This is a genomic window from Saccharopolyspora sp. NPDC002578, from assembly GCF_053592695.1.
The window spans coordinates 19,415-34,343 of the sequence record NZ_JBSFWJ010000028.1 but is presented as its reverse complement, the minus strand read 5'-3'; the positions used below and the strand labels follow the sequence as shown (position 1 = coordinate 34,343).

Annotated in this window: 15 protein-coding genes and 1 riboswitch; of the genes, 7 read left to right on the top strand and 8 right to left on the bottom strand. The window is 69.4% G+C overall.

The genetic code is table 11. The features are described from left to right. Nucleotides 1-186: 186 nt before the first annotated feature. From ACWD38_RS15485 to ACWD38_RS15465, 5 genes are all read right to left on the bottom strand, one after another. Nucleotides 187-1,011, bottom strand: a complete 825-nt coding sequence (locus ACWD38_RS15485; protein WP_184481005.1) for an SAM-dependent methyltransferase — start codon at nucleotides 1,009-1,011, stop codon at nucleotides 187-189. A 173-nt stretch (nucleotides 1,012-1,184) separates the two neighbouring features. Then, on the bottom strand, nucleotides 1,185-1,370 hold the full coding sequence (locus ACWD38_RS15480) for a DUF397 domain-containing protein (RefSeq protein ID WP_184481003.1): 186 nt from the start codon (nucleotides 1,368-1,370) through the stop codon (nucleotides 1,185-1,187). Then, nucleotides 1,367-2,224, bottom strand: coding sequence for a helix-turn-helix domain-containing protein (locus tag ACWD38_RS15475; RefSeq protein WP_184481001.1), 858 nt, complete (start codon nucleotides 2,222-2,224; stop codon nucleotides 1,367-1,369). Before ACWD38_RS15475 ends, ACWD38_RS15480 begins: the two co-directional genes overlap by 4 nt. 498 nt (nucleotides 2,225-2,722) lie before the next feature. Next, entirely contained in the window at nucleotides 2,723-3,409 is a 687-nt protein-coding gene (locus ACWD38_RS15470; protein ID WP_450124298.1) for a biliverdin-producing heme oxygenase, read from the bottom strand. A gap of 323 nt (nucleotides 3,410-3,732) precedes the next feature. Continuing rightward, nucleotides 3,733-4,659 carry a siderophore-interacting protein gene (locus tag ACWD38_RS15465; RefSeq protein ID WP_184480993.1) on the bottom strand — a complete coding sequence of 309 codons (927 nt, stop codon included), beginning with the start codon at nucleotides 4,657-4,659 and terminating at the stop codon, nucleotides 3,733-3,735. A 73-nt stretch (nucleotides 4,660-4,732) separates the two neighbouring features. Here ACWD38_RS15465 and ACWD38_RS15460 point away from each other — a divergent pair, with 73 nt between their 5' ends. The 3 genes from ACWD38_RS15460 to ACWD38_RS15450 are packed head-to-tail and all read left to right on the top strand — an operon-like array spanning nucleotide 4,733 to nucleotide 6,454. After that, complete coding sequence (locus ACWD38_RS15460; protein ID WP_450124297.1) at nucleotides 4,733-5,731, top strand: ABC transporter substrate-binding protein; 999 nt, start codon at nucleotides 4,733-4,735, stop codon at nucleotides 5,729-5,731. Nucleotides 5,732-5,789: 58 nt separating this feature from the next. Then, the gene (locus ACWD38_RS15455) at nucleotides 5,790-5,936 is read left to right on the top strand and encodes a hypothetical protein (protein WP_184480989.1); all 147 of its coding nucleotides are present in this window, start codon (nucleotides 5,790-5,792) and stop codon (nucleotides 5,934-5,936) included. Then, a complete protein-coding gene (locus ACWD38_RS15450) occupies nucleotides 5,933-6,454 on the top strand; it encodes a flavoprotein (protein WP_343071507.1) in 522 nt (173 codons plus the stop codon). The genes ACWD38_RS15455 and ACWD38_RS15450 overlap by 4 nt, the downstream gene beginning before the upstream one ends. A gap of 38 nt (nucleotides 6,455-6,492) precedes the next feature. On the opposite strand, the gene ACWD38_RS15445 is transcribed toward ACWD38_RS15450, so the two are convergent. After that, nucleotides 6,493-6,876 carry a hypothetical protein gene (locus ACWD38_RS15445; RefSeq protein WP_450124296.1) on the bottom strand — a complete coding sequence of 128 codons (384 nt, stop codon included), beginning with the start codon at nucleotides 6,874-6,876 and terminating at the stop codon, nucleotides 6,493-6,495. 134 nt (nucleotides 6,877-7,010) lie between these two features. Here ACWD38_RS15445 and ACWD38_RS15440 point away from each other — a divergent pair, with 134 nt between their 5' ends. The 3 genes from ACWD38_RS15440 (at nucleotide 7,011) to ACWD38_RS15430 (ending at nucleotide 8,666) form a co-directional block, all read left to right on the top strand. Next, entirely contained in the window at nucleotides 7,011-7,904 is an 894-nt protein-coding gene (locus tag ACWD38_RS15440; RefSeq protein ID WP_450124295.1) for a helix-turn-helix domain-containing protein, read from the top strand. Beyond that, a complete protein-coding gene (locus ACWD38_RS15435) occupies nucleotides 7,864-8,061 on the top strand; it encodes a DUF397 domain-containing protein (RefSeq protein WP_450124294.1) in 198 nt (65 codons plus the stop codon). The genes ACWD38_RS15440 and ACWD38_RS15435 overlap by 41 nt, the downstream gene beginning before the upstream one ends. A 131-nt stretch (nucleotides 8,062-8,192) precedes the next feature. Beyond that, on the top strand, nucleotides 8,193-8,666 hold the full coding sequence (locus ACWD38_RS15430; RefSeq protein ID WP_450124293.1) for a hypothetical protein: 474 nt from the start codon (nucleotides 8,193-8,195) through the stop codon (nucleotides 8,664-8,666). 83 nt (nucleotides 8,667-8,749) lie between these two features. Here the strand turns inward: ACWD38_RS15430 and ACWD38_RS15425 are convergent, their stop codons facing one another. Then, nucleotides 8,750-9,823, bottom strand: a complete 1,074-nt coding sequence (locus ACWD38_RS15425) for a ribonucleotide-diphosphate reductase subunit beta (RefSeq protein ID WP_184480983.1) — start codon at nucleotides 9,821-9,823, stop codon at nucleotides 8,750-8,752. 32 nt (nucleotides 9,824-9,855) lie between these two features. Continuing rightward, nucleotides 9,856-12,666 carry a ribonucleoside-diphosphate reductase subunit alpha gene (locus tag ACWD38_RS15420; RefSeq protein ID WP_450124292.1) on the bottom strand — a complete coding sequence of 937 codons (2,811 nt, stop codon included), beginning with the start codon at nucleotides 12,664-12,666 and terminating at the stop codon, nucleotides 9,856-9,858. 122 nt (nucleotides 12,667-12,788) lie between these two features. Next, nucleotides 12,789-13,015, bottom strand: a riboswitch (cobalamin riboswitch). 208 nt (nucleotides 13,016-13,223) lie between these two features. Here ACWD38_RS15420 and ACWD38_RS15415 point away from each other — a divergent pair. Beyond that, nucleotides 13,224-14,927, top strand: coding sequence for a bifunctional metallophosphatase/5'-nucleotidase (locus tag ACWD38_RS15415; RefSeq protein ID WP_450124291.1), 1,704 nt, complete (start codon nucleotides 13,224-13,226; stop codon nucleotides 14,925-14,927). Nucleotides 14,928-14,929: the final 2 nt, after the last annotated feature.

Below are 14,929 nucleotides of genomic sequence, written 5' to 3'. Positions count from 1 at the left end.
GGCCGTGCCTGTATGTGCGAAGCACATAGCCCACGTCGAAAAGTCCTCACCCGCGGGTTCTCAGCTGCTTCCTCGCGAGGACAGCTTTTTCCCTCGTGGCGGAGCCACTCGGGAAAAAGATCCCGCAGCGAGGAAGGCACTGAGGTTCCGCCACCCGGACACCCGAGCAAGACAAGCCGTCAACACTCAAGGCTTCCGGCCGATGGCCGCGGCTACGCAGTGCGCCGCCGCGGGCAGCGGTGTGAGCCGAGGCCCGTCCGGCCACCAGTCGTCGGTGACGACGAGGCCGGGGTCGAGCAGGTCCAGGCTCGCCAGCATCGCTTCGATTTCGGCGCGGGTGCGGAAGAATCCGGATCCGAGTCCGGTGGCGAGCAGCTTCTGCACCCGGTGCGCGTGTTCGCTGTGCTCGTCCTCGGGGTCGAGGAAGTGGTTGAACGCCACGAACGAACCGGACGGCAGCGCCGCCACGTATTCCCGCACGATGTCGGCGGCGGGCCTGCCGCGTGCCGCTTCGTCGTAGTGGTGCAGCGTGCCGACGTGCAGCAGCGCGAGAGGGCGCGTGAAGTCGAGCTTGTCGCGCACCAGCGGGTCGTCGAGGACCCGGCTGGGCTCGAAGATGTCGGCGTCGAGGAAGTGGCTGCGATCGTTGTCGGCCAATAGCGCTCTGCTGTGCGCGGCGACCGTCGGATCGTTGTCCACGTACACCACTTGGGCTTCCGGGTTCACGCGCTGGGCGATCTGGTGGGTGTTCTCGGCGGTCGGCAGTCCGGAGCCGCAGTCCAGGTACTGGTCGACGCCGGCTTCGCGGGCGAGGAACCGCACGGCGCGGATGAGGAACGCGCGGCTGGTCAGGGCGATGGTCCGCGCTTCCGGGACCGCTTCGTTGATGCGCCTGCTGAGTTCGCGGTGGACTTCGAAGTTGTCCTTGCCGCCGAGCGCGCAGTCGTAGACCCGCGCCAAGCTCGGCCTGCTCGTGTCGATGGCATCCGAGGGGTCGGACGGTATCGGCATGGCAACCTCGCAACGGCATCGGGCTCGAAGATCGGCATCACCTAACCGTTGCGAGTTCCGCCGCGGATCCTCCTCTCTGGACCGCGTGAGCAGGGTTTTCGCGGCGGACTCTCTCGATCGTTGTGCGTCTTGATCGCGATGCACCGGTGGTCGCGCCGTCCGCCCGGCCTCCGTCAGAGGCAGCGGACGGTGCGCAGGAAGCGGGACCACTGCGCCGGTGTGGTGCTCAGGTGCCCGGCGGCGCGGTTCTTGGTGTCGCGCACCGCGGCACCGCCGCCGGGCAGGCCGCCGACTTCGACGCAGTTGGTCTCCTGGCTGCTGTGCGAGGACTTGCGCCAGCCCCGCGGCGCGACGTTCATGCCGGGACCTGTTCGCGCGCGGCGATCTCGGCGATGAGCTTGCGGGAGTCCTCCCTGCTCAGCGCGACCCGTTCCAGTTCGTCGCGGGCGGAGCGGAACGCGTCGACGGCGTCCTCGTCCTGCAGGAACGCCGAGGAGCGGTGGTGTTCGAGGTGCACGACCGGGTCCGCTTTCGCGAATTCCAGCAGCACGAAGGGGCCGGCGTGCGCGGGCGTCCAGCCGGCGGTGGCGGGGATGATCCGGAGTTCGACGTTGTCGCGTTCGGCGACTTCGTCGAGGAACCGCAGTTGGTCGTGCCGGGCGCCGGGCACGCCGATGGGCTGGTGCAGCACGGATTCGAGGATGAGCGCGGTGTACTTCGCCGGTGCGCGCTTGCGGGTGATGATGTCGCGGCGTCCCTGCCGCATCGCGACCCGCTTGTTCGCCTCCCGCTCGGGGATGCCGGTTTCCATGATCGCGCGGGTGTACTCGGCGGCCTGCAGCAGGCCGGGGATGAGCAGCGGCGCGACGTCGGTGATCTTCGTGGCGGTGCGTTCGAATTCCAGCAGCGTCGCGAGCTGGTCCGAGCCGCCGGTGGCGCCCACGCTCAGCGCCGGTGCCGGTTCGGCGGCGGCCTCGCGCGCGAGCTTGTGCATACGGGCCTGCGCGGTGCTGCTGACGCCGAGCACCACGCACACGGCGGACACGGATTCGGCGGACGGCACCCGATCGCCGTGCTCCCAGCGCACCAGAACGGAGTGCGAGACGTCCAGGATCGAGGCGAGGCCCCGCAACGTGAGCCCTTTCTTGCGGCGCGCGTCGCGCAGCTCGGCGCCGAGCACATAGGCCCGCGGTCGTGGTGGAGTTGCGGTCATGTCGCTGAATGCTAATCCATTGTCCGCGACATCGGCGATCATCCGAAGGAGTCATTGCCGTGAGGTCTCGGATTCTGGCATTCTGATTTCCTTCTGGTCCTGATCTTCGCGTGGCGTTCGAATTGCGAACTCGACCCGATCCGGGACGTCCGGCGCGCCGCGCGGCGCATCTCGCGATCTTCGTGAAAACGGCTGTGTGCTGGGATATCGGCATGTCGCGCGTTGATCGTGCGGTTCGATCGAGCCGCCACCCGATGCGCGTGATTGAGGACGAAAGGTGTCCGGAGGCCTAAAACGGATCTCGTTTCCGCCGCCCCGTCCGAGTCGCCGCGGGCGGCTGTCGCCGGCATGTCCCCGGCTGCGGCTCCGCGCTGAATCGGTCCGGACAATGCGATCCAGCGTAGTGCAAGTGTTTCCACTGAATTCCGCATCAGTGCGGAATTCAGTGGAAACGTTGCATTGGTGCGTCCGAGTCCTTTCCGCGCCCCGAAACCGCGCTCAGCGGCGCTGGCGCGGAATTCGCGGGGGCAGCCGCTCGCCGAGGTCGGCGAAGACCGCCTCGTTGAGGCGGTACGCGAGCCGCACCTCGGCGATGATGCGCCGCTGTTCGGACTCGTCCCAGCCCGCGGTGTCCAGCAGCAACCGGTAGGCGTTGCGCACGCCCGCGCTGCTGGGGACGTCGTCGAAGGTGAGGAAGGCGAATCCCCGGTCGTCGGGCGGGTTCAGGCTGCGCCGCATCGCGGAGCGGATCAGCTGGCCGCCGGAGAGGTCGGCCAGGCAGCGCGTGTAGTGGTGCGCGACGAATCCGCCGGGCCAGGTGAAGCACGCCTCCTGCAGCCGCTCGCGGTAGCGCTCGGTGGCCGCGCTCGGCTTGATCACCTCGCGCCAGTCGGGGCCTAGGTAGTGGTGCAGGTCGGTCGCCAGGTGTGCCGACCTGAGCAGCCGGTCGCTGATGAACGGGCCCGCGACGACGTCGCTGCGCATCGCCTCCGCGGCCTGTTCGAGCACTTCGTAGACGAAGTAGTGCTGCCCGAGCATCACGGCATAGGCGTCGGCTTCGAGCTCGCCGGCGAGCAGGGTCCGCAGGAACGGCAGGGATTGGACGTGGGCGTGGTCGGCGCGGGTGTCGGACCTGAGGCGGGCGGCGAAGTCGCTGCGTACCGGTTGCTGCGCTGGCGAGGACACTCGAACCTCCGACAGTTAGGTAAGCCTTACTTAACTCGGAGATCGTGACACGGGGAGGGGGTGGCTGCCAAGGGTCGCCCGCGGCCGTTGGCAAGGAGTCCTTTCAGGGCGACCTGCGCAGCTGGTCGCTCAGCGGAACCTCAGCGGCTTCCTTGCTGCGGGATCAGCTCCCTACGTCACGAAATCGCTGTCCTCGCGAGGAAGCCGCTGAGAACCCGCCGGTGGTCACCTTGCTCAAGCCGGTCGCTGCTCAGCGGCTCCGCCGCTGACGAGGCACCGATCAAAAGATCATTCCGAAAGGTCGATCAGTCCTTTGTGGATGATCAGCTGCGGCCTTCGCGCCAGTAGCCCATGAACGCCACCGAGGCGCGCGGCACGCTGTGCTCCTGGACCAGGAGCCGCCGCAGCCGTTTGATCACCGCGGCCTCGCCCGCCAGCCAGCCGTAGAGCTCGCCGTCGGTGGAACCGGCCTCCGGGACCTCCCACAGGGTGACCGCGTCGACGTCCACGTCGTCCAAGCCCGCGGGTTCGGCGCGGCGCGGTCCGAGCTCGCCGAGCGCTCCGGTCACCGACTCCTCCAGCAGCGCCCCGTGCGGCAGCGAGCCGTTCGGCCGTTGCCGCACCAGCCAGCGGACCTCCACGCCGCGCGGTGCGCGCCAGTCCTGCACGTCCTCGGCCGTCGGCACTTCGGCGCACACGACGCCGCGCGAGTCGGCGGGCAGCGATTCCACGATCGCCGCCATCGCCGGGACCGCGGTCTCGTCCCCGGCCAGCACGAGGCGTCGCGCGGTGCGCGGGGGCGACCACTCGCAGCCCCACATCCGGCCGGTGCCCGGCCGATCCGGTCCGAGCAGCGCCACCTCGTCGCCCGGTTCGGCCGTCGCGGCCCAGGTGGAGGCGGGGCCGCCGTGCCCGGAGTCCACGCCGTGCAGCACGAAGTCGATGTCGAGCTCGGCGGGCCGTTCCCGGTACGCGCGGACCGTGTAGGTGCGCAGCGTGGGGCGGGTCTCGTCGGGCATGGCCTGCCAGCGGGTGTACCAGCCGTCGCCGCCGGGCATGTCCACGAGGGTGCGGCCGGGCAGCGGCAGGATCAGCTTCACGCGCTGGTCGCCGCCGCCGATGCCGAAGCGGTGCAGCTCGTCGCCGGTGAACGTGATCCGCACGAAGCTGGGGCCGAGGCGTTCGGTGCGCGCCACACGCGCCTGGAACATCACGTACTCGGGGCGCAGCACCTCGGGCCGCTGGACCATCGTCGCACCTCTTCGCCGCATCGACTCCGCCGGTTCGTAGGCTAGCCTAACCTCACCGCGAGGAGGGTGGATGATGGTGAGGACAACACGCGTGGCCGGATTGGCGTTGGCGGTGGCCGCGCTGGCGGGCTGTTCCGCGCCCGCGCCGCAGGATTCGGCGGGTGGCTGGACCTACGTCGACGACCGCGGTGTCGAGGTGCGCAGCGACGAGGTGCCGCGCCGGATCATCGCGCAGGTCTCGGCGGCGGGTGCGCTGCACGACTTCGGCGTCCCGGTCACCGCCACGTTCGGTCCGCTGGTGCGCGACGACGGCACCACCGAGCCGGAGGCGGGCAGCGTCGACCCGGCGGCGGTCACCGACGTGACCGGCCCCGGCTACGGCGAGCTGAACCTGGAGCGCGCGGCGGCCCTGCGCCCGGACCTGCTGGTCAGCGGCAAGTACGCCGAGTTCGACGGCCTCTGGCACCTCACCGTCGAGCAGGAGGACCGGGTGCGGGAGTTCGTGCCGACGGCCGGTGTCGAGCAGTCCGGCCGCTCGCTGCCGGAGACCATCACCGCCTACAAGGAGCTCGCCCGCTCGCTCGGGTCCGATGTGGACTCCGAGCGCATCCGCGCGGACCAGGCCCGGTTCGACGCGGCGGCGGAGCGGTTGCGCGGCATCGGCGAGCGGATGCGCGCGCAGGGGCGCAGCATCCTCGCGGTCGGCGGCACGAAGCAGGAGTTCTTCGTCGTCGTCCCCGACCGCAACCCGGACCTGGACTACTACGTGCGGGAACTGGGGCTGCCGATCCAGACCCCGGCGCATCCCGACACGGCGGGCGGTGGTTACTTCGAGCGGCTCGCCTGGGAGAACGCCGGCGCCTACACCGGGGACGTCCTGATGTGGGACACCCGCGAGGCCTCGCTGCCGCCGGAGCGGATGAAGCAGAACCCCGTCTTCGCCGCGCAGGAATCGGTGGCGCGGGACCGCTTCGTCGAGTGGGACGCCGTCGCCCCGTTCAGCTACGCGAGCTACGCGGACATCATGACCAAGCTCGCCGAGCAGCTGGAGGAGCACACCCCTGTCGGATGACGCCGAACGGACGCCGCGGCTGGTGCATCCGAACCAGTGCTGTGCCCGTCCTCGCCCGGTGGGAGGTGCGGTTTCGCCGGATGAGCGGCAGACCGCGCCGGAGGTGTTGGGGTACAACGTGATCGTGCTGGAGACGCCGATCGGGTTGCTGGACGAGGAGCGGAGGTCGGCGATGTCCGGCCCGGACGCGGGAGTGCGGTGGTGAGCGGGCAGGTGCTGCACCTGGTCGGTACGGCGGCTCCACCGGTCCGGCAACTGCCGGAACTGGTGCGCATGCTGGGCTCCGCCGGGTGGACGGTGTGCCCGGTGCTGTCGGAGACGGCCGCGTCCTGGATCGACGTGCCCGCGCTGGAACGCGCGGCGCGCATCCCGGCCCGGATCGCCGCGCGCCGCCTCGGCGAACCCGACCCGTTCCCCGCGGCGGACGCGGTCCTGGTGGCGCCGCTGACGTTCAACACCCTCAACCAGTGGGCGATGGGCGTGAACGACACGGCGGCGCTGGGCGTGCTCAACGAACTGCTCTGCCTCGGAGTGCCGATCGTCGCCGCCCCGTGCGTGAAGTCGGTTCTGCGCCGCCATCCCGCGTACGCCACGAACCGGGCCCTGCTGGAGCAGGCGGGAGTCCGCTTCCTCCCGCAGTCCGACACCCTAGTGCGAGCCCCGGACGGCACCGCCACCTTCGACCTGGAAAAACTCCGCGCAGCGGTGCCGATCCCGGCCTGAACCCCGGTGTCCATCAGCACCGCCGCGCGGTCGCCCCTTCAGTCGTCCTCATCCGCTTCGGTGGGGGTGGCCTTGTCGGGGTCGTACCAGACGATGTGCGGCCGGATGTGCGTGCCGAACCGGTATTCGCGCAGGCATGCCTCGGCGGTTGCGGCGGTGCTGTGCGCCCGTTCCTGCACGGAGACGACCTGCACGTGGTCGTCGAGCGCGAGGCCCCAGGCCGCGATGCACCCGTCGACCCGTTCGCCGTACTCCTGCACGACGGCGAACACGCGCGGCACCGAATCGGCCACGATGCCCGCCATGATCTCGGAGAACGTCCGCTCGTCGCACAACGGCCGCATCCCGGTCGGATCGGTCACGAACGCGTCCAACGGATGCGGTCGCGATCCCTGGTGCTGCGGCGTTTCACGCTTGATCATCTTTCCTCCAGGAAATACACCAAAAGTTCGCTTGCGGCAACGTTGCTTACAGATGACAACACCTCGTATTGATCAGTGGCAATTCCACGATCGAGCGAAGGAAGATGCTGGTCAGATCGCATATTCTGTGTTGCATGACCAGCAACACTCGGCCGCCGAAGGCTCGTGCCCTCGGCAGTGCACTACGGCAGGCGCGTGAAACTCGGCGAATGAGCTTGCGCGGGCTCGCGAGAGAACTGGAGAAGGACCCTGGCGTGGTGTCCCGCTGGGAAACAGGCGAGCGAACGCCGAAACCGATCGATGTGGCCCAGGTCCTGACGCTCTTGGGGGTAACGGGCGACAAGTACGACGAGATCGTGGGGTTGGCTTCCGGAACCACAGAGAAGCATTGGCTGGCGGTGACCCTGCCGGAGCAACGGCAGCAGATGACGACTCTGCTCGACTACGAACGGTCGGCCACTTCGATCACGGAGGTCGCTCCGCTGCTGATGCCGGGGCTGTTGCAGACGGGTGCTTATACGCGGGCGATCATGTCGGCCGGTGGTGTCCCAGAGGACGAGGTCGAGACTCGGGTAGCGGTGCGCCTCGGCCGGGCGGACACGATCAGGAGGAGCGACCCGGTGCCCTACCTGGCGCTCATCGGGGAAGCCTCCCTGCGGCAGGTGATCGGTAGTCCGGAGATCATGACCGAACAGCTGCAGCATCTGATCAACGCCGCGAAGTTGCCGAACGTGGATCTGAGGATCCTGCCGTACCGAAGTGGATGGCATCCGGCGTTGGAGGGGCCGTTCTTCTTCATCGAGACCGAATGCGGTCTGCCGGTGGTTCAGCTGGAGAACAGGCGCTCCGGCCTCTTCCTGCACGACGGGCCAGATGTTGAGATCTATCGGCAGGCCATCGATGTGGTGGTTCAGGCTGCGATGGGTCCGGCGGAATCGGCCGAACTCATCGCGCAGGTGAAGAACGAGCGTGAAAGGTACGAGGACGATGCCAGAAGTTCCCTCGCGGTGGCGGAAATCGAGTCGTAGCCAGAACACGACGGCGTGCGTTGAAGTCGGTTTCACGACGACCGGCTCGGCGGCCATACGTGATACCAAGGACCGTGCGGCCGGGTACTTCCTTGCTGATCCTGGGCAGTGGTCGGAATTTCTCTCAGCGCTCAAATCCGGCCGCTACGAGTGCTGATCCGCTCGTCCTGACGAGTGTCGGCGTGCACGGGCCGGGTCGGGCTCCCCGTCGCTGGGTGCGGCGGTCGGCCCGATGGTCCGTGCGCGGTGTGGTCATCACTTGAGCACGATGGAACGGAAGGGGAACAGGTGCGCATCGGGATCACCGGGCACACGAATCTGACCGCGGAGACGAGTCGTCTGGTGCGCAAGGCGCTCGAAGCCGAGCTCGCCGGACGTGCCGATGTGGTCGGCATGAGCTGCCTCGCGCGCGGCGCCGATCAGATCTTCGCCCGCGTCGTGCTCGACGGCGGCGGGACGCTGGAGGTCGCGCTGCCCGCGGCCGACTACCGCGAACGGAAGGTGCAGCCGGACAACCTCGCCACCTTCGACGAGCTCATCGCCGAGGCGAGCACCGTGCGCACCATGCCGTTCGCCGAGTCGAACAGCGCTGCCTACATGGCCGCCAGCGAGCACATCCTCGACTCCGCCGACGCGGTCTTCGCAGTGTGGGACGGACGACCGTCCCCCGGCCAAGGTGGCACCGCCGACGTCGTGGACGCGGCACGGGAACGCGGCCTGCCGGTGACCGTCGTGTGGCCGGAAGGCGCCGAACGCGACTGACGTGCATCCGCACCGCGATGTTCGGCCCGACCTGGAAGCGGGCGGGCCGCCCACCGGTTGGATGGGCGGCCCGTCGGTTTCGCTCAGTCCCAGGTGAGGGATGAGCCGGACTGGTACTCCGTCACTCGGGTTTCGAAGAAGTTCTTCTCCTTCTTCAAGTCCATCGCCTCCGACATCCACGGGAACGGGTTGTCGACCTCGGCGAACACCGGCGCCAGGCCGAGTTGGGCGCAGCGGCGGTTGGTGATGAAGTGCATGTACTGCTCGCACAGCTCGGCGTTGATGCCGAGGATGCCGCGCGGCATCGTGTCGCGGCCGTAGGCGACCTCCAGGCGGCACGCGTCGGTGAGCATGCCGCGCACCTCCTGCTGGAACTCCTCGCTCCACAGGTGCGGGTTCTCCAGCTTGATCTGGTTGATGCAGTCGATGCCGAAGTTCAGGTGGATCGACTCGTCGCGCAGGATGTACTGGTACTGCTCGGCGATGCCGACCATCTTGTTCCGCCTGCCCAGCGACAGGATCTGCGCGAAACCGGTGTAGAACCACATGCCTTCGAAGATCACGTAGAAGGCGATGAGGTCGCGCAGGAACGCCTGGTCGCGGTCCGGGCCGCCGGTGGCGAACTCGGGGTTCTCCAGGTTCTGGGTGTGGCGCAGCGCCCACTCGTCCTTCTCCGAGATGGAGGGGATCTCGCGGTAGGCGTTGAACAGCTCGCCCTCGTCGAGGCCCAGGCTCTCGCAGATGTACTGGAACGTGTGGGTGTGCACCGCCTCCTCGAAGGCCTGGCGCAGCAGGTACTGGCGGCACTCGGGGTTGGTGATGTGCCGGTACACGGCGAGCACGATGTTGTTGGCCACCAAGGACTCCGCGGTCGCGAAGAAGCCCAGGTTGCGCTTGAGCATCAGCCGCTCGTCGTCGGTGAGCCCGTCGCGGGAGCGCCACAGGGCGATGTCGGCGTGCATGGAGACCTCGGTGGGCATCCAGTGGTTGTTGCAGCCCGCGAGGTACTTCTCCCAGGCCCAGCCGTACTTCAGCGGCAGCAGCTGGTTCACGTCGGCCTGCGCGTTGATCATCGCCTTGTCGTCGACGTTGATCCGGCCGGCGCCGCGGTCGATCTCGCCGAGGCCGGTGGCGTCGGGGGTGTGCAGGGAGGTCATCGGCACTCCAGGGGTCGTGGTCGTCGAGGCGGTCACTGGCAGGCTTCGCACTCGGGGTCGTCGATGGCGCAGGCCTGCGGGGACGCGGCGGGCGCGACGGGGGAGACGGCGTTGAGCTTGCCGTCGGTGCCGCGCAACGTGGACTTCTCCACGTGCGTCGCGCTGCTCGACCGCAGGTAGTAGGTGGTCTTGAGGCCCTTGCGCCACGCGAGCCGGTACAGCTCGTCGAGCTTGCGGCCGCTGGGCGCGGCCATGTACAGGTTCAGCGACTGCGCCTGGTCGATCCACTTCTGGCGGCGCGACGCGGCCTCCACCAGCCACCGCGGCTCGATCTCGAACGCGGTGGCGTACAACGACTTCAGCTCGCCGGGCACCCGGTCGATCGGGGCCAGGTCGCCGTCGAAGTACTTCAGGTCCTGCACCATCGCCTCGTCCCACACCCCGGCGGCCTTGAGATCGCGCACCAGGTCGGCGTTGAGGACGGTGAAGTCGCCGGACATGTTCGACTTCACGTACAGGTTCCGGTACAGCGGCTCGATGGACTGGCCGACGCCGCAGATGTTCGAGATCGTCGCCGTCGGCGCGATGGCCAGCACGTTCGAGTTGCGCATCCCGTTGGCGCGCACCCGCTCCCGCAGTCCGTCCCAGTCCAAAGTGGACGAGTGGTCCAGGTCGACGCCGGTTTCGCGGGCCTGCTCCAGCAGCCGCAGCGAATCGATCGGCAGCACCCCCCGGCTCCACAGCGAACCCTCGAAGGACTCGTACCGGCCGCGCTCGGCCGCCAGGTCCGAGGACGCGCCGATGGCGTGGAAGCTGATGTGCTCCATGCTCAGGTCCGCGAACTCCACCGCGGCCTGCGAGGACATCGGGATGCGCTGCGCGAACAACGCGTCCGAGAAGCCCATCAGGCCCAGGCCCACGGGGCGGTGGCGCATGTTCGAGGTCCGCGCCTCCGGGATCGTGTAGAAGTTCACGTCGATCACGTTGTCCAGCATCCGCACCGCCGTGCGGGTCGTGCGGCGCAGGCGCTCCACGTCCAGGCCGTCGGGCGTGACGTGCCGGGCCAGGTTGATCGAACCGAGGTTGCACACCGCGACCTCGTCGCCACCGGTGTTCAGCGTGATCTCGGTGCACAGGTTCGAGGAGTGCACCACGCCGGTGTGCTGCTGCGGCGAACGCAGGTTGCACGGGTCCTTGAAGGTGATCCACGGGTGACCGGTCTCGAACAGCATCGTGAGCATCCGCCGCCACAGGTCCACCGCGCGGACCCGGCGGAACACCGCCAGCTCACCGCGCTCGGCGGCGGCCTCGTACTCGCGGTAGCGCTCGGCGAACGCGGTGCCGTAGAGGTCGTGCAGGTCGGGGACCTCGTCCGGGGAGAACAACGTCCACTGCTCGTCGGCCTCCACGCGGCGCAGGAACTCGTCCGGGACCCAGTTCGCCGTGTTCATGTCGTGGGTGCGCCGCCGGTCGTCGCCGGTGTTCTTGCGCAGGTCGAGGAACTCCTCGATGTCCACGTGCCAGGTCTCCAGGTACGCGCACACCGCGCCCTTGCGCTTGCCGCCCTGGTTCACCGCGACCGCCGTGTCGTTGGCGATCTTCAGGAACGGCACCACGCCCTGCGAGGAACCGTTGGTGCCCTTGATGTGCGCGCCGGTGCCCCGGACCGGGGTCCAGTCGTTGCCGAGACCGCCCGCGTACTTCGACAGCAGCGCGTTGTTGCTGATGCCGTGGAAGATCCCGTGCAGGTCGTCGTCCACCGTGGTCAGGAAGCAGGACGACAGCTGCGGGCGCGTCGTGCCCGAGTTGAACAAGGTCGGCGTCGAGCACATGAAGTCGAACGACGACAGCAGGTCGTAGAACTCGACGGCGCGCGCCTCGCGGTCGTCCTCGCGCAGCGACAGGCCCATCGCGACCCGCATCAGGAACGCCTGCGGCAGCTCGAACCGCACGCCCTGCTCGTGCAGCAGGTAGCGGTCGTAGAGGGTCTGCAGGCCGAGGAAGCCGAACGCGATGTCGCGGTCCGCGTCCAGCGCGGCGCCCAGCCGGGCCAGGTCGAACCGCGCCAGCTCCGGGTCCAGCTGCTCCAGCTCGATGCCGCGGCGCACGTAGTCGGCGAAGTAACCGGCGTAGCGGTCCCGCATCTGCACCTGGTCGGCCTCGGCGGGCTCGTCCGCGACGAAGCTCAACGCCTCCCGGCGCAGCTTGTCCAGCAGCAGCCGCGCCGTGACCAGCGAGTAGTTCGGTTCGCCCTCGACGAAGGTGCGGGCGGCCATCGTCAGCGACTCGGCGAGCTCGGCGGAGCCGATGCCGTCGTAGACGTTGCGCCGGACCTCCCGCAGCACCCGATCCGCGTCCACATCGGACAACCCGGAGCAGGCCTGCTCGACGACGGTCGACACCCGGGCCCAGTCCAGCGGCACGCGGATGCCGTCCGGGCGCGTCATCGCCAGCTCCGGCGCGGTGTCCGCGGCCTGCTCCGGGGTCTCGCGGGCCTGGGCGTGCTGCTCCCGGTAGAGCACGTAGGCGCGGGCGACGCCGTGGTGGCCGCCGCGCATCAGCGCGAGCTCCACCGCGTCCTGGATCTGCTCGATGTGCACCAGGCCCTCGGGGCCGGCGTGGCGCAGCACTCCGCGCGCGGCCTGCTCCGACAACTCCGCGACGACCTGGTGCAGCCTCGACGACGAGGCGGCCGAATCCCCCTCGGCCGCCAGGAACGCCTTGGTCAGCGCCACGGAGATCTTCGTTTCGTCCCAACCGGAAACGGTCCCGTCGCGCCGCAGCACCCGCACTCCCGCGGGTACCGCGGTGGCTGCTGACGGCCGGGTCGTGGACTCGGTCACTGGCTCTCTCCCTCGCAAGCTCGGACACCTGCCCGGGACGGCTCGGAGCGTGCGAGGACCGCGGCGCGCACGGCACCGCTCGTCCCGCGACCCTCCCGCGAGGTCCCGGACGGCGCGCACCCCTCGTGCGCGCACCGATGGCAGGTCTTCGGACTCACGGGCACCCGGCGTCCTCGACGCCGGACCTACTGGCCGTCGCTTCCCGAGCATCGCGCTCAGTGCTGCACCACCTCTGGAGGTGGTGACGGCGGTCGTTCCCGTTCACCGCTGCGGGGCAGTCCCGGACTCGCACCGGGTTCCCTGTTGTCACACCGGGCGATCCCGGTGAACCATCAGCGGGCGCCACACTACATCTAGCGTTCGGCGCTGATCCGGACCCCATCATCGTCGGCGTGGCGGAAGACTTGTTGATGTCGCACGCATCACCCGGACGGGGAGCGCGAGGTTCGTGCGGGACCAAGTCCGAAGCGGTGTGTGATGCGGATTCGCTGGTGGTCGCGGCCGTCGTTCGGGCAGACTCCTGTTCCGAGATCACCGGTCCGGAAGGAACTCCGATCATGCGCGCCTCCCGCGTGCGACGCGGACTCGCCGTCGTCGCCACCGCCCTGGCCACCGCCGCGATGGTCCCCGGCGCCGCCGCCGGGCAGGCGCCGCCGCGACCGGACACCACCGACGTGCGGCTGATCACCTTCAACGACCTGCACGGCAACCTCGAACCGCCCACCGGCTCCTCCGGCGAGGTCGAGCTGCCCGACGGCTCCGTCGTCGAAGCCGGGGGAGCGGCCTACCTCGCCGCGCACCTCGACCGGCTGCGCGCGCAGGCGCCGAACTCGCTGGTGCTCTCGGCGGGCGACAGCGTCGGCGCCTCCCCGGTGAACTCCGCGCTGTTCCACGACGAACCCACCGTCGAATTCCTCAACTCGCAGGACGTGCGCGCGCACGTCGTCGGCAACCACGAGTTCGACGAGGGCTACGCGGAACTGCAGCGGTTGCAGAGCGGTGGCTGCCACCCGGAGGACGGCTGCCGGTTCCGGGATTCCTTCGAGGGCGCGCACTTCCCGTACCTCGGCGCGAACGTGTCCTTCGAGGACGGTTCCCCGGCGCTGCTGCCGTTCACCGTGCAGGTCTCCGGCGGCGTGCCGATCGGCGTCATCGGGGCCACCTTGGAGGAACTGCCGAGCGTGGTGAGCCCGGAGGCCGTCGAAGGACTGCGGTTCGGCGAGGAGGTCGCCGCCATCGACCGCACCGCCGACGCGCTCGACCGCTTCGGCATCAAGGCGCAGGTCGTGCTGCTGCACCAGGGCGACGAGGCCACCGGCGGCGGACCGGACTCCTGCGAGCTCGAACCGGGCGGCCCGGCGACGCGCATCGCCACCGAAGCCTCGCCGAAGGTCGACGCCGTGTTCAGCGCGCACAGCCACCAGCAGTACAACTGCACCGCCACCGACCCGGCCGGGGCGCCGCGCCCCGTCGTGCAAGGAGCCTCGTTCGGCCGGTTGCTCTCGGTGCTCGACCTGAGCATCGACCGCGCCACCCGCGACGTGGTGCGGGAGCGGAGCTCGGCGCGCAACGAGATCGTCACCCGCGACATCGCACCCGACGCGGAGACCGTCGCGCTGGTGGAGGAAGCGCGGGAGAAGGCCGCGCCGATCGCGAACCGCGCCGTCGGGACGATCACCGGTGACCTGCTCAAGGCCGCCGCGCCGTCCGGGGAATCCGCGCTCGGCAGCGTGATCGCGGACGCCCAGCTGGAGTCGACCGCGGCCGGTGGCGCGCAGCTGGCCCTCACCAACCCCGGCGGCGTCCGCGCCGACCTGCCGCACGCCTCCTCCCCGGCGGGTGAGGGCGACGGCGTGGTCACCTACGGCGAGGCGTTCGCGGTGCAGCCGTTCGGCAACATCATGCAGACGATCACGCTCACCGGCGCGCAGCTCAAGAACGTGCTGGAACAGCAGTGGACACCGGAGGGCGCCACGATCCTGCAGGTCTCGGCAGGAGTGCACTACGAGTACTCCGAGTCCGCGCCGATCGGCTCGAAGGTGTCCGGGCTGACGCTGCACGGCGAACCGGTCGCTCCCGACGCCCTGTACCGGGTAGCGGTGAACAACTTCCTGGCGGCGGGCGGCGACGGCTTCACCGGTTTCGCCGAAGGCACCGACGTCACCGGTGGTCCCGTGGACCTCGACGCCCTGCTCGGCTACTTCGCCGCCCACCCCGGCGTCGTCCCACCGGCACCGGACCGGATCACCGCGACGGACTGACG

Bases quoted from the DNA above. Each gene is read 5' to 3' on its own strand.
- ACWD38_RS15425 (WP_184480983.1), bottom strand. From the start codon at position 9,823: ATGACCTCCCTGCACACCCCCGACGCCACCGGCCTCGGCGAGATCGAC.
- ACWD38_RS15465 (WP_184480993.1), bottom strand. From the start codon at position 4,659: ATGGTCCAGCGGCCCGAGGTGCTGCGCCCCGAGTACGTGATGTTCCAG.
- ACWD38_RS15480 (WP_184481003.1), bottom strand. From the start codon at position 1,370: ATGAACGTCGCGCCGCGGGGCTGGCGCAAGTCCTCGCACAGCAGCCAG.
- ACWD38_RS15460 (WP_450124297.1), top strand. From the start codon at position 4,733: ATGGTGAGGACAACACGCGTGGCCGGATTGGCGTTGGCGGTGGCCGCG.
- ACWD38_RS15415 (WP_450124291.1), top strand. From the start codon at position 13,224: ATGCGCGCCTCCCGCGTGCGACGCGGACTCGCCGTCGTCGCCACCGCC.
- ACWD38_RS15475 (WP_184481001.1), bottom strand. From the start codon at position 2,224: ATGACCGCAACTCCACCACGACCGCGGGCCTATGTGCTCGGCGCCGAG.
- ACWD38_RS15440 (WP_450124295.1), top strand. From the start codon at position 7,011: ATGACCAGCAACACTCGGCCGCCGAAGGCTCGTGCCCTCGGCAGTGCA.
- ACWD38_RS15435 (WP_450124294.1), top strand. From the start codon at position 7,864: ATGCCAGAAGTTCCCTCGCGGTGGCGGAAATCGAGTCGTAGCCAGAAC.
- ACWD38_RS15485 (WP_184481005.1), bottom strand. From the start codon at position 1,011: ATGCCGATACCGTCCGACCCCTCGGATGCCATCGACACGAGCAGGCCG.
- ACWD38_RS15445 (WP_450124296.1), bottom strand. From the start codon at position 6,876: ATGATCAAGCGTGAAACGCCGCAGCACCAGGGATCGCGACCGCATCCG.